The 18174-nt window shown below is 66.3% G+C and carries 15 protein-coding genes; 2 read left to right on the plus strand and 13 right to left on the minus strand.

What is annotated here, in order from left to right:
* Nucleotides 1-104: 104 nt before the first annotated feature.
* The 7 genes from OS889_RS11605 to OS889_RS11635 form a co-directional block, all read right to left on the minus strand.
* Nucleotides 105-1088, minus strand: a complete 984-nt coding sequence (locus OS889_RS11605; RefSeq protein WP_372389991.1) for an ABC transporter permease — start codon at nucleotides 1086-1088, stop codon at nucleotides 105-107.
* Nucleotides 1085-3259 (minus strand): ABC transporter ATP-binding protein, encoded by a 2175-nt coding sequence (locus OS889_RS11610; protein WP_372389993.1) that lies wholly within the window; start codon nucleotides 3257-3259, stop codon nucleotides 1085-1087. Before OS889_RS11610 ends, OS889_RS11605 begins: the two co-directional genes overlap by 4 nt.
* Nucleotide 3260: 1 nt before the next feature.
* On the minus strand, nucleotides 3261-4178 hold the full coding sequence (locus OS889_RS11615) for an ABC transporter permease (protein WP_372389994.1): 918 nt from the start codon (nucleotides 4176-4178) through the stop codon (nucleotides 3261-3263).
* A 64-nt stretch (nucleotides 4179-4242) separates the two neighbouring features.
* The gene (locus tag OS889_RS11620; RefSeq protein WP_372389995.1) at nucleotides 4243-4920 is read right to left on the minus strand and encodes a thioredoxin family protein; all 678 of its coding nucleotides are present in this window, start codon (nucleotides 4918-4920) and stop codon (nucleotides 4243-4245) included.
* A 44-nt stretch (nucleotides 4921-4964) separates the two neighbouring features.
* Complete coding sequence (locus OS889_RS11625; RefSeq protein ID WP_372389996.1) at nucleotides 4965-6401, minus strand: aldehyde dehydrogenase family protein; 1437 nt, start codon at nucleotides 6399-6401, stop codon at nucleotides 4965-4967.
* 240 nt (nucleotides 6402-6641) lie between these two features.
* Nucleotides 6642-8480, minus strand: a complete 1839-nt coding sequence (locus OS889_RS11630) for an ABC transporter substrate-binding protein (protein WP_372389998.1) — start codon at nucleotides 8478-8480, stop codon at nucleotides 6642-6644.
* Nucleotides 8481-8649: 169 nt separating this feature from the next.
* A complete protein-coding gene (locus OS889_RS11635; RefSeq protein ID WP_372389999.1) occupies nucleotides 8650-9570 on the minus strand; it encodes an NAD(P)/FAD-dependent oxidoreductase in 921 nt (306 codons plus the stop codon).
* Between the two features lie 124 nt (nucleotides 9571-9694).
* Here OS889_RS11635 and OS889_RS11640 point away from each other — a divergent pair, with 124 nt between their 5' ends.
* Nucleotides 9695-10732, plus strand: a complete 1038-nt coding sequence (locus tag OS889_RS11640) for a zinc-binding dehydrogenase (RefSeq protein ID WP_372390001.1) — start codon at nucleotides 9695-9697, stop codon at nucleotides 10730-10732.
* Between the two features lie 78 nt (nucleotides 10733-10810).
* On the opposite strand, the gene OS889_RS11645 is transcribed toward OS889_RS11640, so the two are convergent.
* The gene (locus OS889_RS11645) at nucleotides 10811-11899 is read right to left on the minus strand and encodes a hypothetical protein (protein WP_372390002.1); all 1089 of its coding nucleotides are present in this window, start codon (nucleotides 11897-11899) and stop codon (nucleotides 10811-10813) included.
* Between the two features lie 17 nt (nucleotides 11900-11916).
* Nucleotides 11917-12486: a UGSC family (seleno)protein gene (locus OS889_RS11650; protein ID WP_372390003.1), complete on the minus strand. Its 570-nt coding sequence runs from the start codon at nucleotides 12484-12486 to the stop codon at nucleotides 11917-11919.
* Nucleotides 12487-12632: 146 nt separating this feature from the next.
* Between OS889_RS11650 and OS889_RS11655 the strand changes: the two genes are divergently transcribed.
* Nucleotides 12633-13967: a phenylacetate--CoA ligase family protein gene (locus OS889_RS11655; protein ID WP_372390005.1), complete on the plus strand. Its 1335-nt coding sequence runs from the start codon at nucleotides 12633-12635 to the stop codon at nucleotides 13965-13967.
* A 175-nt stretch (nucleotides 13968-14142) separates the two neighbouring features.
* Here OS889_RS11655 and OS889_RS11660 read toward each other — a convergent pair whose 3' ends face one another.
* From OS889_RS11660 to OS889_RS11675, 4 genes are all read right to left on the minus strand, one after another.
* Nucleotides 14143-15675 (minus strand): GMC family oxidoreductase, encoded by a 1533-nt coding sequence (locus tag OS889_RS11660; protein WP_372390006.1) that lies wholly within the window; start codon nucleotides 15673-15675, stop codon nucleotides 14143-14145.
* 332 nt (nucleotides 15676-16007) lie between these two features.
* A complete protein-coding gene (locus OS889_RS11665) occupies nucleotides 16008-16796 on the minus strand; it encodes an IclR family transcriptional regulator (RefSeq protein ID WP_372390007.1) in 789 nt (262 codons plus the stop codon).
* Between the two features lie 148 nt (nucleotides 16797-16944).
* Nucleotides 16945-17655 (minus strand): SDR family NAD(P)-dependent oxidoreductase, encoded by a 711-nt coding sequence (locus tag OS889_RS11670; protein WP_372390008.1) that lies wholly within the window; start codon nucleotides 17653-17655, stop codon nucleotides 16945-16947.
* Nucleotides 17656-17713: 58 nt separating this feature from the next.
* On the minus strand, nucleotides 17714-18163 hold the full coding sequence (locus OS889_RS11675) for a universal stress protein (protein ID WP_372390010.1): 450 nt from the start codon (nucleotides 18161-18163) through the stop codon (nucleotides 17714-17716).
* Nucleotides 18164-18174 lie beyond the last annotated feature (11 nt).

Below are 18174 nucleotides of genomic sequence, written 5' to 3' on the forward strand. Positions count from 1 at the left end.
CATAAAGTATGGGCTATCAGAAGTACATAATTGTTTTGTTTATACTGGAACAGAAGCGTGAGGAAAATCCCTTATCACGGGAGAAATTGTCCCGGACGGGCAGGCTACTGGCCCTCGATCGTGATCCGGGGATCGATGAGCGTGTAGAAGATGTCGACGAGGAAGTTCCCGAGGACGATCCAGATCGCCACCAGGAGGAAGATGAACTGAATGACCGGGGTGTCGCGGGCGATCACGGAGTTGAAGAGTAGCTGGCCGACCCCGGGCCAGTTGAAGACGATCTCGATGAGAACCAGCCCGCTGATCGCGCGCGCCGAAACGGAGGGGAAGACGGTGATGACCGGCAGCGACGCGTGCTTCATAATGTGTCTGAAGCGGCGCCACTTTCCGAGGCCGAGCAGCCGCTGGTAGGTGGCGAACTCCTGGTTCCGCACCTCGACGACGCTGCCGCGCATCACCATCGCCGGGTAGTACATGTACTTGATCACGACCGTCAGGAACGGCAGCGCGTAGTGGTACCAGAAGCTCTGGGTCAGGAAGATCCCCCAGCCGGAGACCTGCGTCTGGACGTCGATCGAGACCATACTCCCCGAGGGGAACCACCCGAGCGCCGAGGAGAACACGTACACGAGCAGGATCGCGACGAAGAAGTCCGGCGTGGTCCCGAAGATGTTGGGCGGGATGATCCCGTAGCGTTCGAGCCGCGAGTCGGGGTTGTTGCCCATCAGCGCGCCGTACAGCGACCCGACGATGAACGCGACGATGACCCCCGGCAGCGCCAGGATCATCGAGTTGCGGACGGCGGTGCCGACGACGTCGACGACGGGCGTGCCGAACTGCCGGGACGTCCCGGCGTTGCCCGTCAGCATATTCGACATCCAGTTGAAGTACTGCACGTAGAGCGGCTCGTCGAGCCCCCAGGCCGCCCGGATCTTCTCGACCTGCTCCGGGGAGGCGCCCTGCTGTAACAGCAGGGTCGCGTAGTCGCCGGGCATCAGACGGAACGCGACGAACAGGAACGTCGCGATCGCGAAGATCAGGACGATCGAGACGGCGATCCGCCGCAGGTAGTAGTAGAGTTGGCTCACCGCGAGTCACCTCCGTCGCTGAGGACCGTCGGCGTATCGGCGCCCTGGGACGCCTCCTCGCCCTCGTCGGTGTGGAGGTGACAGGCGGCGTGGTGGCCGTCGCCCGTCACGTCCTCGAAGGCGGGCTTGCGGTCGCAGACATCCATCCGCTCGGGACAGCGGTCCTTGAACCGACAGCCCGTCGGGAGGTCCGTGGCGTCGCCGGGCGTCCCCGGGAGCTCCGCCCACTCGCGCTCGTGGTGGGGATCGGGGACGGGAATCGCCTGCAACATCGACTGCGTATAGGGGTGTTTCGGGTCGTTGAGGAGTTCGTGCGTCGAGGCGCTCTCGACGATCCGCCCGAGGTACATCACGTTCACCCGGTCGCACACGTACGAGACCGTCGAGAGGTCGTGGGAGATGTACAGCATCGAGACGCCGAACTCGTTCGTCAGATCGTTGAGTAGATCAAGAATTGACGCTTGCGTCGATACGTCCAACATCGACACCGGCTCGTCGGCAAGGATCACGTCCGGTTCGAGAATCAGCGCCCGAGCGATCGAGATACGCTGCTTTTCGCCGCCGGAGAGCTGTGACTCCGTCCGGTCGATGTAGTCCTCAGCGGGCGTAAGTCTCACTCGTTCGAGTATGTCAAGTATCCGTTCTTCGCTCCGCTCCATATCGTGGATTCGGAGCGGCTCCATCAGCGTCTGTCGGACGGTGAAGTGGGGATTGAGGGTGTTGAACGGGTCCTGGAAGATGATCTGGACGCGCCGGCGGAACTCCTTCCAGTCGGCCTTGCTGAACTCCGAGACCGGGTCGCCGTCGAGGTAGATCTCGCCGTCGGTGGGCTCGTGTTTGCCCATCACCGTCTTCAGGAGCGTCGACTTCCCGCAGCCGCTCTCGCCGATGACGCCCTGGATCTGGTTCTCCTCCAGTTTGAGATCGACGCCGTCGACGGCTCTGACGGCGTCTTGCTCCTCGCCACCGAACTTCGCGCGCAGCGTTTCCAGGATGTTGGCGCTGGTGTCGAAGTGCTTGTGGAGGTTCTCGAGTTCGACGACCGGGTCGTCGCCGTCGCCTCCCGACTGGGACGCCGCGTCGCGGCGGCCGGCCGGACCGACCCGCTCGGACGTCGTCCCCGATCGATCCGGCCCCGACGCCTCGGCGGACTCGGCCGGCTCCGTCCGGTCGTCCAGGTACTCCGACGCCAGCGACTCCATCTCGTCGCGCCGGATGCAGGAGACCTCGTGGGAGGCGTCTTTCGGCATCTGCTCGGCCGGCGGCGCCCCGTCGTAACACTCCGGTTCGGCCCACGGACACCGATCCGCGAAGGTGCAGAAGTCCACCTCCTCGCCGAGCGACGGAGGCGCGCCCTCGATGCCTTCCAGCTCCCGGTTCGGGAATCGGATGTCGGGGAACGCCCGCTGGAGCAGGATCGTGTAGGGGTGTCTGGACTCGTCGAAGATGGCGGTCGTCTCGCCCTGCTCGGCGATCTGGCCGCCGTGCATCACCGCCATCGAGTCGCACATCTCGAAGACGACGGCGATGTCGTGGGTGATGAAGAGAACGCTGAAGTCCCGGATCTCCCGCAGGTCGTCGAGGTACTTCAGGAACTGATCCTGCATGATGACGTCCAGCGCGGTCGTGGGCTCGTCGGCGATGATGAGCGAGGGGTCGAGCAGGAGCGAGAAGGCGATGATCGCGCGCTGTTTCATCCCGCCGGAGAACTGATGCGGGTAGTCGTGGACGCGCGACTCCGGCAGCCCCACGACGTCGAACAGCTCCTTGAGCTTGTCGACGGCCGTCTGGGCCGACCAGTCGGTGTGCGCCTGCGCCACCTCGATGGCCTGCTCGCTGACCTTCGAGAGGGGGTTGAGGCTGTTCATCGCGGACTGGGGGATCACGGCGATCTCCTCCCAGCGGATCTCCTCGTCGTACTGATCGTCGGGAAGGTCCTGGATCTCCCGACCCTTGTACTTCACAGAGCCCGCGGAGATCCGCCCGTTGCGATCGAGGGAGTTGATCACCGCGTGCGCGAGGGTGCTCTTGCCGCACCCGCTCTCGCCCACGAGGCCGAAGTACTCGTTCGAATCGATCGAGAACGACGCGTCGGAGACCGCCTTGAGGTCGCCGCTTTTCGTCTCGTAGGTGACGTCGAGGCCGTCGACTTCCAGTAGTGGGTCCGTCATCTTACTCACCGAACTCCGAGATGTCAGTTTCGTGGACTCGTTCGTAGCCGCGTCCCAGCATAAAGATCGAAAGCACCGTCAGCGAGATGGCGAACCCGGTCGTGAGGGTCCACCACCACGCGTCGGTCATATAGCCGGACTGGTAGGCGTTCCGAAGCATCAGGCCCCAAGTCGGCAGTTCGAGGTTCGCGAAGCCGAGGAACGCAAGCGAGGCGCTGATCAGGATCGTGAGCCCCGTGCCGAGCGCGAAGAAGAGGACGATCATCCCGCCGATGTTCGGCAGGATGTGTCGCGTGATGATGTAGAGGTCGCTCGCGCCGAGCATCTTCGCGGCCTGGACGTGCTCGCGCTCCCTGATCTGGAGGACCTGCGACCGAAAGACGCGGGCGTTGTTCCGCCACAGCAACACGCCGATCACGAGGATCGTGCTCCAGAAGCCGACGCCGAAGTACGCCGCCAGCACGATCGCGGTCGGGATCAGCGGGATGCCGAACGCGAAGTCGGTAAAGCGCATCAGCACGTCGTCGACGCGACCGCCGTAGTAGCCCGCGGTCACGCCGATCAGCGTCCCGATGCCGACGATGATCGCGCCGCCGAAGAGCCCCGTCGTGATCGTCGGTCGGGCCCCGATCAGGAGCCGCGAGAGCACGTCCTGGCCGCGGGAGGTCGTCCCCAGCGGGTGCGTCGCCGACGGCGGCTCCAACTGGGCGATCTCGCCGTTGACGATGAAGATCTTGTTCGGGTCGTACGGCGCGAGCTGCGGGCCGACGGCCGCCAGAAACAGGACGAAGAGGAACGCGAGGAGGAACACGACTGTCAGCCGGTCTTCGAGGTACAGCCGGAGCGACGATCGGAGATTCCGGAAGAGATAGTGATTCCTCAGCCTGCGTATGGGTTTCATATTGGCAAGAGGGCTCATACCAAGCCCAATGGAGTTGTGGTTTATAGTTCTTGCCAATAGTTCGTGTAGGTGTTCCGGAACGCTACACGCCGGCCTCGTCGAGGAGGACGGACAGTTCGGTTTCGAGCGCGTCGACGCCGGGGGTGCCGACGTACCGCGAGTCGATCTCCCCGCCCGCACAGAAGAGGATCGTCGGCGCCGCGCCGACCTCGTACTCCTCGCGGAGCGTGTCGACGTAGTCGGGACCGTAGACGGCCGCGAACCCGACGCTCTCGGGAATCCGATTCCGGTCGAGGACCGTCTCGAAGTCCCGCTTGACCGACTCGCAGGGCTCGCAGTCGTCGCGCCAGAAGTACAGTACCGAGGCCGCGTGCTGCTCGATAAACGGCTCGATCTCCTCGGCCGACAGCGACAGGAACCCGGAGGGGACGGGCTCGTCGGCGGCCGCCTCGCTCCGGCGGATCGACTGGGCGACGAGGACGCTCGTCGGTCGGTCCAGCGTCTCCGTGGTCTCGAAGACCGCCACGGCGTCGGCGAGGAGGTCCGGACTCGACGCCAGATCCTCGCGCGGCACGCGTTCCTCGTTGGCGTAGTCAGCCAGGAGATCCTCGCGGGCGTCGTCGTCGAGCGAGTCGACGCGATCGCTCGCGTCCGCACGCGCCGCCGCGAACGCGTCGGTGACGATCAGGTCGCCGTCGGACTCGGCGAAGAGGCCCTCCGCGCGGAGTCTGTCGTAGAGGTCGTCGGGGTCCGGTTGCATACTCAGCATAACTCGGAAGGCGGAGATAAGCGTTGTTCTGCCCCTCAGGAGATGTCGATGCAGACGTTCTTCGTCTGGAGGTGGGACTCGAAGGCGTACATCCCCATCTCGCGGCCGATCCCGCTCTTCTTGTAGCCGCCGAACGGGGTCGCCGTCGAGCCGCCGAACCACTGATTCACGTAGACGGTGCCGGCCTCGATCTCCTTTGTCATCCGCAGCGCCGTGTCGAGGTCCTGGGAGAAGACGCCGCTCGTGAGGCCGAGTTCGATATCGTTGGCGATCTCGATCGCCTCGTCCTGGTCGGAGAAGGGGATCACACAGAGGACCGGGCCGAAGATCTCCTCTTGGGCGATCGTCATCCCGGTGTCGACGTCGGAGAACACCGTCGGCTCGACGAAGTAACCGTCGCGGTCGGGGGCTTCGCCGCCCGTCTCCAGCGTGGCGCCCTCCTCGATACCGGTCTCGATGTAGTCCATCACCTCTTCGAGGTGGGCCTCGTGGTTGAGCGGGCCCATATCGGGGTCGTCCATCCCGGCGCCGAGTTCGTACCCCTCGGCGCGCTCGACGATCATCTCGACGAACTCGTCGTAGACGTCCTCGTGGACGATCGCGCGGTCGGCGGCCGCACAGATCTGGCCGGTGTTGCTGAAGATGCCGATCTGGACCGCGGTGACGGCCCCTTCGAGGTCGGCATCGGGCATCACCACGGCGGGGTTCTTCCCGCCGAGTTCGAGGGTGACGGGCGTGATGTTCTTCGCGGCGGACTCCATCACGGCCTGGCCGGTCGGGACGCTCCCAGTAAAGGAGATGGTGTCGACGTCCTCGTGGCCCGACAGCGCCGCGCCGGGTTCGGTCGCGCCGGTGACGACGTTGATCAGCCCGTCGGGGACGCCCGCCTCCGTGCAGATCTCCGCGAGGTGCAGCGGCGGGAGGGGCGTCGTGGGCGCGGGCTTGACGACGACCGCGTTGCCCGCAGCGAGCGCGGGGGCGATCCCCTGGGCCGTGAGGTTCAGGGGCGTGTTCCAGGGGATGATCTGCGCGCTCACGCCGTATGGCTCGCGCATCGTGAAGTCGACGCCGTCCTCGCCGATCGGGATGCTGTCGCCCTGGATCTTGTCGGCCGCGCCCGCGTAGAAGTCGAACGTCGCCGCCGCGCCCTGGATCAACTGCTTCGCGTATCCGAGCGGCTTGCCCTGATCGCGCGTCTCGATCTCCGCGAGTCGGTTGGCGTTCTCCCGGACCGCGTCAGCGACGTCCCGGAGGAGCGCGCCGCGCTCACCGGGGTCTTTCGTCTCCCACTCGGCCTGGGCGCGCTGGGCGGCCGCGACCGCGCGGTCGACGTCTTCTGCCGTCGCGGCGGCGTACTCCGCGATCGGTTTCTCGGTCGCGGGGTCGATCGTCGTCCGGTACTCCTCGCCGGCGGGCGCTGCGTCTTCGCCGTCGATGAACAGGTGGTATCGTTCCTGGGTTGCGAGTGACATTGTCTGGTGCCTGTGGAGCGGTCGCGAGGCTCCGACGAACCGCTGTGAGACACGGATTCGAACGTCCGATACATAACTCTATTCATAACTTTCGTTATAGAACACGGGGCCGACGGGACGAGTCCCGAGCGAGCACGGGAAAATCGAGCGGCGAAAATGCGAGACGGCGGGCGTATGCCACGGACGGTGAGGCCGGATCCGACGACGGCGATGACGGGGCCGAACCGCCCCGAGGGACCCTCACTCGCAGAGCTCGGGCAGGCAGGGGAAGTCGTCGGGGTTCTCACACGGCGAGGAGCCCTCGGGCCACTGCGGCGTCAGGTCCTTGTCCGGCGGGTAGTGGAGCCGGCCCTGATTGTCCCAGCCCCAGCCCGCGTCGCTGAGGATCTGCCGCGCACGCTCGCGGTTCGCCGTCGGCGAGTCCGCGATCCGCGTGAGCGGGTCGTTGCTGTCGGGCCGCCACGGGTGCGCCTTGCCCAGGAGCGAGGAGTGCAGTTCGGGCTCGCCGTCGCCGCCGTTGAGGAACTGGTCGATCAGCGTGCGGTTGATCGACTGGGAGACGGCGTGGCGGAACTCGGGGAACATCGTCGGCGCGAAGGAGTGCTGGGAGCGGAGCTCGTAGGAGACGAAGGAGTTCGAGCTCACGACGCGGACGTTGTCGCCGAGGGCCTCGCTCACCTGATTTTGGGTCTCGTTGGAGATGTTCAAGATCAGATTGAGCGAGCCCTCCTCGAAGGCCCGGCGGGCGCTCTGGTTGTCCTGGAAGCCCCGGTAGGTGAGGTTGCCCTGGACGTCGATGAAGTGGTCCTCGTAGGGCTCCATCGCGAGGAGCTGGCGGGGCTGGAAGTCGGTGACCTGGTACGGCCCGGAGCCGACGATCTCGTCGAGGTCCGGGTCCGTCGGGTTGTCCTCGGCGCCCGCGTCGACCCAGACGTCCTGGGGGAGCACGCCGCTCCAGACCGGGACGAAACCGGGGAGCCACCCGGGCTGGGAGTTCTCCATCGTGACCTCCAGGGTCGTCTCGTCGACCGCGGTGATCGACTCGTAGGGGTAGCTCGCGACGGGCGGGAACTGCGCGGCGTTCTCGTCGAGGAACTCCAGGGTCCACTTGGCGTCCTGTGCGGTGACGGGCTCGCCGTTGTGGAAGGTCGCCTCTTCGTTGAGCTGGAAGGTGAACGTCTGGTACTGGTCCTCGACCGTCCAGTCGGTCGCGATCCCCGGGCGCAGTTCGTAGTTCTTGTCGCGGATGACCAGGGGGAGATAGACCGTGCCGTTCCACGGCGTCGACGGGCGACCGGCCATATAGGCGACGCTCGGCATATTGCCGGGCGTCATACTGGAGACGATGCCGTCGGCGCCGCCCCGCGGCGAGGTGTTCCAGAGCCACTCGGGGTTCCGCGTGTTGGGGCCCGCTTCGCCGACCTCGGCGCCGTCGAGTTGGTCGGTTCGGAACGCGCTGGCGTTCGTGACGGTGGTCAGCGTGATCGGCGTGATGTCCTCTGATGCGGACGCGACGGCCTCAGTGACGAGCTCCCGGCGCTGTTCCGGATTCGGCGCGGACTGCTGCTGGGTGACGAGCTCGGAGAACTCACAGTCGGCGTAGTTGGCGACGTTGTCGCCGCCGTTGGCGCCCGCGTTGCGGATGTGGTAGGGGACGATCATCCCGTTCGGATCGAGGTTCCGCGGGAACGGCGGCGAGAGGTCGACGTGGAGATTGAACGTCCGGGCGTCGTTGTACGCCTCGTTCCAGAAGGTCGTGAGCTCCTTGACGTCGACGTTCATCCGGACGCCGAGGATCTCGCTCAGTTGCGTCTGGACGTGCAGCATCGACTGCTCGATGCCCGAGGCGCCGGCGACGCCGCCGAGCGCGACCCCGTTGAACGCCGGCACCCGCTCGCCGAGTTCCTGACTGCCGCCACCGTCCGATCCCGAGCCGTCGGAGCCGCCGGAACCGGACCCGCCGCCTCCGCCGCCACCGCCACCGCCGCAGCCGGCCAGGCCGGTCGCCGCGGTGGTCGCGAGGGCCGCGAGGTACGTTCGTCGGTCGAGACTCCCATCGTCTGGTGTGTCGTCTGTCATTGTATCACCGAGTTTACTGCGTCAGGATCTCCCGCGTGATGCACCCCGTACACCGCCGAAAGCGGGGTGGTATCTTCGGACCCCTTGGCCGGGGTTCTATATCTATAATAATAAATCCTTGGTATAGGGAGAACGCTGTATGGCTCCCCAACGGAGGGGATATCCGCCGTCACTCGCCGTGCCGGGCGATGTACTCCTTCGCCGCGGTGATCGCCGTGGTGCCGTCGCCGACCGCGGCGGCGATCTCGAGGGGGCTGTCCTGGCGGGCGTCGCCGGCGGCGTAGATGCCCGGCGCGCTCGACTCCATCCGGTGGTCGACGACGATTCGCCCCTCGTCGTCGAGGTCGACGGTCCCCTCCAGGAAGCCGGTGTTCGGGACGCAGCCGACGTTGACGTTGAGGCCGCCCAGCTCCAGCCTCTCGGTCTCGCTCGAGCCGCCGCGCTCGACCTCGACGCCGGTCAGGAGGCCGTCCTCGCCGACGACTTCGGTGACGGTCGTGTCGGTCCGCACCTCGATGTCGGGGTGGGATGTCACCTCGTCGACGAGCGTGTCGTCGCCGTCGAGCTCCGGCTTCGAGTCGACGAGAAGCACCTCCGAGGCGTACTCGGTCAGGAACACGGCGTCGATGAGCGCGTGGTTCCGGCCGCCGACGACCGCGATCCGCTCGTCGCGGTACAGCGGGCCGTCGCAGGCCGCACAGTGGAAGACGCCGCGGCCCTCGTACTCCTCCTCGCTGGGGACGCCGAGGCGCTGTTCGGTCCCGCCGGGCGCGAGGATGACGGCGGTCGCCTCGTACTCGTTGCCCCCGGTGTGGAGGACGTGCGGCTCGCCCGGTTCGATCCGCTCGACGGTCTCCAGTTGGACCTCGGGGTCGTACGCCTCCGCGGCCTCGACCATCTTGCCGCGGAGCTCCGTCCCGGAGATGCCGTCGGGGAAGCCGGGATACGACCGGACCTCGTGGCGGTTGACCAGGTCGCCGCCGATGGACTCGCGCTCGAAGAACAGGACGTCGAGACCGCTCCGGCCCGCGTAGGCGCCTGCGGTCAGTCCGGCCGGTCCGGTCCCGACGATGATGAGATCGTGTGTCACGGGTACTACCGGGATTCTGCCAGGGCGTTGAAAAAGGTTTCTACGAGCCGATTCGATCGTGAAGGCGTGCGACCCGATCGGTCCGACCAGTACCCTTAATAATAATTGGTATGGATTGCCAGCCGTGAAAGCAGCCAGACTCTACGGTGAGGAAGACATCCGTATCGACGACGTGGAGGCGCCGACGCCGGGGCCCGGAGAGGTCCTCGTGGACGTCGCGGCCTGCGGGATCTGCGGCTCGGACCTGCACTTCTACCAGCACCCCGACGACTTCTTCGACGACGAGGACCTCCCGCTGACGCTCGGCCACGAGATCGGCGGGACGATCGCCGAGACCGGCGAGGGCGTCGACATCGAAGTCGGCACCGAAGTCGTCCTCGGCCCCCACACCCCCTGCGGCGAGTGCTGGTGCTGCGAGGAGGGCAAGTACAACCTCTGTCGCGACCTGAACGCGACGTCGGCCCGCCCCGGCGGCTACGCCGAGCAGGTCGTCGAGAGCGCCGACAACGCGGTCCCTCTCCCCGAAAATGTCTCCCCCGAGGACGCCGCGATCGCCCAGCCGGTCAGCGTCGGCCTCCACGCGGTCCGCCAGTCCCCGCTCGGCATCGGCGACAGCGTCGCCGTCGTCGGCGCGGGGCCCATCGGCCTCGGCGCGATCCGCTCGGCGAAGGCGGCCGGCGCGGGACCGATCTACGTCTCCGAGCCCCAGGACTCGCGCCGCGAGGTGGCCGCGGAGTTCGGCGCGGACGTCCTCGTCGATCCGAGCGAGGAGGACGCCGTCGAGCGGATCCGCGAGGAGACGGGCCGCGGCGTCGACGTCGCCTTCGAGGCCGTCGGCCACGAGAACACGCTGCGTCAGGCCGTGGAATCGACCCGCGCGGACGGCCACACCACGGTGATCGGCGTGTTCAGCGACTCGGTCGAGTTCGAGCCGCAACTGCTCGTCCAGGACCAGCGGACGGTCGGCGGGTCGACCTCGCACCTTCTCGGGCCGCGCCTGACCGAGGAGTACGGCGTGGTGATCCGCCAGCTCGAACGCGGCGACCTCGACGCCGACCGCTACGTCACCTCGCGGATCGGCCTCGACGACGTCGTTTCCGACGGCTTCGAGGCGCTCCTGGCCGACGACAGCGACGAGCGGAAGATCCTCGTCTGTCCGTAGCCGAGTCCCGTCGCGAACGCGGAAAGAATCGGTAGAATCGGCGATTTCGACGATTTCGACGATTTCGACGACGACCGATTACTCGTAGAAGCCCTCGGTGGGCACCCAGTTCCGCTCGACGTCGCCGGAGTACTCCTCCAGAAGGGACTCCCAGTTGTCGGGGAAGCGGATCTTCTTCGTGACCGGGCCGCCGATCGACGTCCCGATGATGGCGTTGACCCGGCCGGGGCCGCCGATGGTGGCGATCTTCACCGCGTCGACGTCCTGGTACTGCTTGATCTGCCGCGGCGGGATCCCGTCGCCGTCGTCGTAGGAGCGCTTGTACTCGTTGAGCGTGTGATGGGAGTTCTCGACGAGGTACTCCTTGATCTCGTCTTTGCTCAGGTCTTCTTTTTCCAGCTCCTCGGCGTTGTAGGGGTTGATCGCGTGAGTGATCGTCGCGTTCAGATCCTCGCCCGAACTGGCGCGCATCGAGTCGGGCGTGTTCCGGATCATCCCGCGCAGGACGTGTTCGGCCTCGTTCTCGCTGGGGAACCACTGGACCCAGCCGTTGGGGCCGGCCAGCGAAATGGTGCTGTCCTCCTCCTCGTAGCCGTGGGTGACGTGGTAGGGCTCCCAGGGGCTGGCCTCCTCGTTCTCGCCGGCGAGCATATAGAACTTCCCGGGGTTGCCCATCACGCCCATGTCCTTCTCGCCGGGGTAGATCTTCGCCGTGTTGCGGTAGGCCATCCCCAGGGCGCGAGCGATCGTCTGGTTCGCGTGGAAGCTCGGGCCGAACGCGCCCGATCCGCTCTCGATGTCGAGCATCTCCCGGACGGGCCCGTTGACGATCCACTGGTAGGCCCAGGAGGCCGTCGATACGGAGAACTGGATCGAGTTCGAGTCGGGATCCGCCAGCGCGCGAACGCCCGCTTCGAGGACGGGCATATACGTGGGGAGACAGCCCGCCATCACGGCGTTGGCGGCGAGCTTCTCCACGGTGAGGGCGTTCCCGTTGTTGCCGAGGCGACCGACGACGTCGTCGCGGGGGCGGTCGATCCCGCGGAGCATCTCCTCGACGCGCTCGTCGGTCGGCGGGATGACGGGGAGCCCGTCGGTCATCCCCTCGCGGTACAGCGACTTGTTGATCTCGTCTAACGACTGCTCGGGGGCTTCGTTGTCGGACATAAATCGGAGAGAAGGCCTTACTGCGGCACCGGGTCGGCGCGTTCCTTGTCGTTCAGTTCGCGGGTGAGCTCGTCGACGATGCCGTCGACGACCTCTTCTGTGACCTCCTCGCGCACGCGGTCGAGGTCGGTCGTCTCACAGCGCACGGGCGTCTTCTTGTAGCGCAGGGGTCGGCCGCGCTCGATCGCGTTCGACTGGTAGTCGAGCTCGAAGCCCTCGTCGATCAGGCCGACGCCGGGCGTGCCGGCGTCCTCGATGAGCTCGACGCCCCACGCGAGGAACTTCGTACAGGAGCCGCAGTCGCCGATGGCGCCGATCGCGGTGTCGACTCCGGCGGCCCACTCCTTGACGGCGTCCTGCTCGTCGTCGTTCTTGATCTGATTGAGGTGCTCGACGTGGTACCACGTGAACTCGGCGTCGGGGTAGCGCGCTTCCAGTTTCTCCTTGACGGCCGTGAGAAGCGGCTCCGCGGCCGGCTTGCCGTTGTCGTAGAGGCCGATGGTCTTGCCGTCGAGCGAGTCGACGCGGGGGACGAGCGGCTGCTGTTCGGTGTCTTCGGTGTCCGAACCGGGTGTGATGAGTCCCATAGGCAATGTAACATTCTACCACGACATATAGTTTGGGTTGGCGGGTCCACGAGGGCCGAAGAGAGGAGGTTCGTCGGCTCCCGGCGGCGGCAACGAGCCCGCTATCCGTTATGTTAAAATATGTGGTTCTCAAAGCGCAACCCAGTATGGCGGATGTCTACGATCCGATCGAAACGCGGCCGTGGGAGGAGGTGCGCGCCGAGCACGAGCGCATCCTTCCCGAGCAGATCGACTACCTCCGGGAGAACTCCGATTTCTACCGTCGCCGGTTCCGCGAGTGGGACGTCGACCCCGACGACCTGACGACCCTCGACGCGCTCAGCGAGGTGCCGTTCACGACGAAGCAGGACGAGCGCGACTCCCAGACCGACACCGTTCCGGCCAAGCCGCTCGGCGAGCACCAGGCCGCGCCGAAGTCCGCGCTCAACCGGACGATCTCCTCGTCGGGCACGACGGGCAAGCCCACCTACTTCGGGCTCACCGCCCAGGACCGACGCAACTGGAACACCGTCCAGAAGCGCTCGTTCTACACCGTCGGCGTCCGGCCGGAGGACACCGTCCTCTTCGGCGCGGGCCAGACGATGATCACCGGCGGGACGCCGTACTTCGAGACCCTGACGAAGCTCGGGGCGAACGTGGTGCCCGCCGGCGGCGAGAGCACGGAGCGCCTGCTCTCCGTCGCGCTCGACGTCGAGCCGGACATCCTCTGGACGACCACCTCCCACATCCGCTACCTCTCGGAGAACGCCGAAGACGCCGTCGGCGTCGCGCCCGGCGACTTCGGCATCACGAAGGTTATCGGCGGCGCCGCGCCGGGCATCGCCAACCCCGAGATCCGCGCGGAGTTCTACGACATCTGGAACGCGGACCTCGTCCGCGAGGCGATGGGCCTCGGCGACGTCCTCGGGAGTATGTGGGCCGAATGCGAGGAGGAAAACGGGATGCACTTCCACGCGCAGGGGTTCGTCCACCCCGAGCTGATCGACCCCGAGACCGAGGCGGTGAAGCCGTTCGAGGCCGGCGCCGAGGGCGAACTCGTCTACACCCACCTGCGCCGCGAGGCGACGCCGCTGCTCCGCTTCCGCTCGGGCGACTACGTGAAGGTGATCGACACCGAGTGCTCCTGCGGGCGGACCGCTCCGAAGATCCGCGTCGTCGGCCGCGCCGACGACATGCTCATCTACAAGGGGATGAACGTCTTCCCCTCGGCGATCCGCGACGTCATCTCCGACGTCGAGGACGTGGCCCCGCGGCTCCGCGTGGTCCTCCCCGAGGAGGGCAAGGTGAACTTCGAGGAGCCGATCCCGATCGAGATCGCCCGCGAACCGGACAGCGACCGCGACGAGGCCGCGCTGGTCGACGAAGTCATCACCGAGGTCCGCGCGCAACTGAAGGCGCGGGTCGACCCCACTGTCGTCGACGTCGACGACCTGCCCGCCGGGGAGTACAAGACCAAGCTCATCGAAGAGCGCGACGGGTAAGCGCGACCGCGTTCGTTTTCTCGGTTCTCGACTGCGGTTTCGACCGCGATGGTCCGCGGACGGAGTAGGGAGTCAGAAGCGGCAGCGACGACCGGCCGCGTCGCTGCCGGACGGGACGAAATCCGGCGCGAAACGCCGGAAAACGGTATGTCTCTCGTCGGCGACGGTCGAGGCGTTACTGGGCCTCCTTCAGCAGATCGGCGCCCTTCTCGGCGATGGCGATGGTCGGCGCGTTCGTGTTCCCGCTCGTGATCTGCGGCATCACGGAGGCGTCGATCACGCGCAGGGAGTTCAGGCCGTGGACCCGGAGGTCGTCGTCGACGACGGCCATCTCGTCGTCGCCCATCTTCGCCGTGCAGGTCGCGTGATAGCCCGTGACGGCGTGGTTCCGGATGTACTCGGCGATCGCCTCGTCGGACTCCGCGTCGGGCCCGGGGCGGTGTTCCTCGTCGCGGATGTCAGCAAGCGCGTCGGCCTCGCCGATCTTCCGCGCCCAGCGGACGCAGGTGACGAAGTCGTCGACGTCCTTCTCGGTCGAGAGGTAGTTCGGGTCGATCTTCGGGTGGTCGAAGGGGTCGTCCGAGGTGAGGGTGAGCCGCCCCCGGCTGGTCGGCCGGAGCGGGAGCACCGTGATGGCGTAGCCGCTGCCGGGGTTCTGCGGCGAGAGGCCGGGCGCCATCCCGAACTGCATATCCGGCGCGGGGGGGTCGGGGTCCGAGCGCTTGAACGCACCGACGCTGACGCGGTCGTAGCGGCTGCCGCGACCGGCCTTGTCGGTGACGGACTCGACCTCCTCTGTGGTCTCGAAGGCGACGTCGACGCGGAGGTGGTCCTGGAGGTTGCGGCCGACGCCCGGGAGGTCGACCTTGACGTCGATGTCGTGTTCTTCGAGGTGGTCGGCGGGGCCGATCCCCGAGAGCATCAGGAGCTGGGGCGACTGGATCGCGCCCGCCGAGAGGACGACTTCGCCGTCCTCGGCGATGGCGGCCTGGTCGCTCGTCCAGCCCTTGTTGTAGACCACGCCGGTCGCGGTGTCGCCGCTGAAGGTGAGCTCGGTGACGTGCGCGCCGGTCTCGATGTGGAGGTTGTCGCGGTCGAGGATGGGCTTGATGAACGCCGCGGCGGTGCTGTGTCTGTGGCCGTCGGCGATCGTCGAGTGATAGAGGCCGACGCCGGTCTGGCGCTCCCCGTTGAAGTCCGTGTTCCGCTCGAAGCCGACCTCCTCGGCGGCCTCGATGAGCGTCTGGTCGAGGTCGTTCGGTTCCTCGCCGCGGGAGACCGTGAGCGGGCCGTCGGTGCCGTGGTACTCGGCGTCGCCCTCGGCGGTGAGGTTCTCCGAGCGCTTGAAGTACGGGAGCAGGTCGTCGTATCCCCAGCCGTCGTTGCCGAGGTCGGCCCAGTTGTCGAAGTCGTAGGCGTGGCCGCGGACGTAGGCCATCCCGTTGATCACGGTCGATCCGCCCAGCGCCTTCCCGCGCGGCCAGGCGATCGAGCGGCCGTTCAGTCCGGGCTGGGGCTCGGTCTCGAAGCCCCAGTCGATGTCCGAACCCAGGAGATCCCACACGCGTGTGGGGTCCTTCACCGCGGTTCGGTTCTCTTCTGGGTTCCCCGATTCGAGGAGCAGCACCTCGACCGACGGGTCCTCGGTCAGCCGGTGGGCGAGGGTACAGCCGGCTGCGCCGCCGCCGACGATAATGTAGTCGTACATCACGTACTATTGTGTACGAAAACTGTAACTAATACGTTTCGGAATAGGTAACACAGACGACTCGAACGTGCAGGGTCGTCCCGCCGCTGAATCTCCGACGTTCAGGAACGACCATCAGAGTTTGACGTGGTCAAATTAGCTACTGTCCTCCTTCGACCCGGATTACGCCAACAATTTCTCGCACGAAACGTCTCAGATTTAATTCGATAAATTCGACGCGTGCGTGAGACGGTAACAAACCGTATCCTCGCGACCCTGCGTTCAGGAATAACAGGCGTACACGAGTTATTCAAAATGGTCGTTCATTTTAGAGTGTTTGATGAGGTCAAAGATCACAGGTCCGCGCCGGTGTAGATCTCGATCTCGGCGTTGTTGGCCGAGCGGATCACGGCCTCGATGAGTTCCTCTTCGATGGCCGAACTGCGCCAGTTGTTGGCCGGCCCGGAGATGCTGATCGCGCCGGCGACGTCGCCGTCGTCGTGGATCACGGGCGCGCCGATCCCCTTGTTGCCGTGGACGACCTCCTCGTTGTTGACGGCGTACCGCTGTTCGCGGATCCGTTCGAGTTCGTCGTAGAGCGTCTCCTCGTCGGTGATCGTATGCGAGGTGTAGGACGGCAGGCCCTCCTCGTCGATGATCGCCGCGACCTCCTCTTCCGGCATATGCGCCATAATCGCCTTCCCCGCCGCCGTGCAGTGCATATGCGTCTGCGGCTCGTCCCGCTTTTCGACGTGGATCTGCTTGCCGACCGCCTCCTCGCCGAAGGTCTCGTGGAGGATCAGCAGCTTGCCGTTGTACTCCGTCGCGAGGTGGGCGACCGCGTCGTGCTTGTGCGCCAGTTTGTCCACCTCGTCCTTCCCCGCGCGGTAGAGGGAGGTCTGATTCCGGACGCGCTCGCTGAACGGGATGAACTCCATCCCCAGCAGGTAGCGGTCGCCCTCCTGCTGGACGAACCCGCGCCGCTTGAGGGTCGTCAGGTGGGTGTGGACGGTGCCGGGCGCGAGATCGACGGCGTCGGCGATCTCCGAGACCGTCGTGTCGCCGCGCTCCGCGATGCACCGCAGGATGTCGAAGGTCTTGTCGACCGCCTTGATCCGTCGTCCGCCGTGTTCGGCCGCCATAGTGGTTCGTGATAGCTCTGTGAGAATAAATTTGTTGTGATCAAACCGGAGTGATACCGTCCGAGAGGGCGCCGTCGCTGGGAGGCAACCGATCCAAAGAACCGCGGCGCTCGCGACGCCGTTCGGGAGCCGCTCAGTTCGAGATCGCTCAGTTCGAGGCGCTCGGCGTGAGCTGGCCGCCGCCGTCGACCTCGACGAGCGTGCCCGTGACGAACGAGGAGATCTCCGTCGAGAGGTACAGCACCGTCTTGGCGACGTCTTCGGCCTGGATGCCGCGGCCCATCGGCGAGTCGGGGCCGCCGCCGGGACAGACCGCGTTGGCCCTGACGTCGGGGCCGAGGTCCCGCGCGAGGTGCTTCGAGAGCCCGATGACGCCCCACTTCGAGGCCGTGTAGTTGGCGTTGCCGTTCAGGGTGACGTTGCGGCCCGCCATCGAGGAGATGTTGACGATCCGGCCGTTGCCGTGTTCGAGCATCTTCGGGACCGCGGAGTACGAGCAGTTGAACGTCCCGTCGAGGTTGAGCGAGACGACGCGCCGCCACTCCTCGGGCGAGAGGTCGGTGAACGTCCCGCCGCCGCCGCCGCCGGCGTTGTTGACGAGGACTTCGAGGCTCCCGTACCGATCGCAGGTCTGTTCGACCAGGGCGTCGGTGTGGTCGACGTCGGTCACGTCGCACTCGACGACCATCGCCTCGCCGCCGTCGTCGCGGATGCCCGCCGCCACGTCTTCGGCCTTCTCCATCTGGACATCCGCGAGGACGACGTTCGCGCCCGCCTCCGCCAGCAGTTCCGCGATCGCTTTGCCGAAGCCCTGTGCCGCGCCGGTGACGATAGCCGTCTCTCCGTCTAGATCGTACATACCTCGTCGACTCCGCGGGAGGTTATTAAATTTATGTTAAGGATAGGGCCCGGCGGGACTACAGTTGGTCCATCCGGGTGACGACGGGACAGTCGACGTTCAGGAGGACCTTCTGGGTCGTGTTGCCGAAGAGGGCCTTGCCGGTAGGCGAACGGCGGCGACCGCCGATGACGAGGAACCGGGGATCCTCGCGTCCGGCCTCGGTGATGATCTCCTCGGCGGCGTCGCCGATGCGGCCGCGGGGGTCGAGCCGCTCCGTGTCGAGGTCCTCGACGGTTTCCAACACGAGCTTTCTGGCGAAGCGCTCGGCGCTTTCGACCTCGTCGTTGAGCGAGAAGTCCTGGAACTCGGGGATGTCGCGGATCGACTGGCGGTGCTCGTCGTACTCCTCGGTCGGGATGACGTGCAGGACCGCGAGCGAGTCGTCGTAGGTCGTCGCGAGGTTGTGGGCGATCTCGATGACGCGCTTCGAACGCTCGCTTTCGTCGACGGCGGCGAGTATGGTCATCTCGACCGCGT

The sequence above is a fragment of the Halobellus sp. MBLA0158 genome (genome assembly GCF_041477585.1).
Taxonomy (GTDB): domain Archaea; phylum Halobacteriota; class Halobacteria; order Halobacteriales; family Haloferacaceae; genus Haloquadratum; species Haloquadratum rubicundus.

Excerpts from the sequence above, each read along its gene's own strand:
- OS889_RS11610 (WP_372389993.1), bottom strand. The coding sequence starts at position 3,259 with ATGACGGACCCACTACTGGAAGTCGACGGCCTCGACGTCACCTACGAG.
- OS889_RS11615 (WP_372389994.1), bottom strand. The coding sequence starts at position 4,178 with ATGAGCCCTCTTGCCAATATGAAACCCATACGCAGGCTGAGGAATCAC.
- OS889_RS11620 (WP_372389995.1), bottom strand. The coding sequence starts at position 4,920 with ATGCAACCGGACCCCGACGACCTCTACGACAGACTCCGCGCGGAGGGC.
- OS889_RS11625 (WP_372389996.1), bottom strand. The coding sequence starts at position 6,401 with ATGTCACTCGCAACCCAGGAACGATACCACCTGTTCATCGACGGCGAA.
- OS889_RS11630 (WP_372389998.1), bottom strand. The coding sequence starts at position 8,480 with ATGACAGACGACACACCAGACGATGGGAGTCTCGACCGACGAACGTAC.
- OS889_RS11645 (WP_372390002.1), bottom strand. The coding sequence starts at position 11,899 with ATGTCCGACAACGAAGCCCCCGAGCAGTCGTTAGACGAGATCAACAAG.
- OS889_RS11650 (WP_372390003.1), bottom strand. The coding sequence starts at position 12,486 with ATGGGACTCATCACACCCGGTTCGGACACCGAAGACACCGAACAGCAG.
- OS889_RS11655 (WP_372390005.1), top strand. The coding sequence starts at position 12,633 with ATGGCGGATGTCTACGATCCGATCGAAACGCGGCCGTGGGAGGAGGTG.
- OS889_RS11660 (WP_372390006.1), bottom strand. The coding sequence starts at position 15,675 with ATGTACGACTACATTATCGTCGGCGGCGGCGCAGCCGGCTGTACCCTC.
- OS889_RS11665 (WP_372390007.1), bottom strand. The coding sequence starts at position 16,796 with ATGGCGGCCGAACACGGCGGACGACGGATCAAGGCGGTCGACAAGACC.
- OS889_RS11670 (WP_372390008.1), bottom strand. The coding sequence starts at position 17,655 with ATGTACGATCTAGACGGAGAGACGGCTATCGTCACCGGCGCGGCACAG.
- OS889_RS11675 (WP_372390010.1), bottom strand. The coding sequence starts at position 18,163 with ATGACCATACTCGCCGCCGTCGACGAAAGCGAGCGTTCGAAGCGCGTC.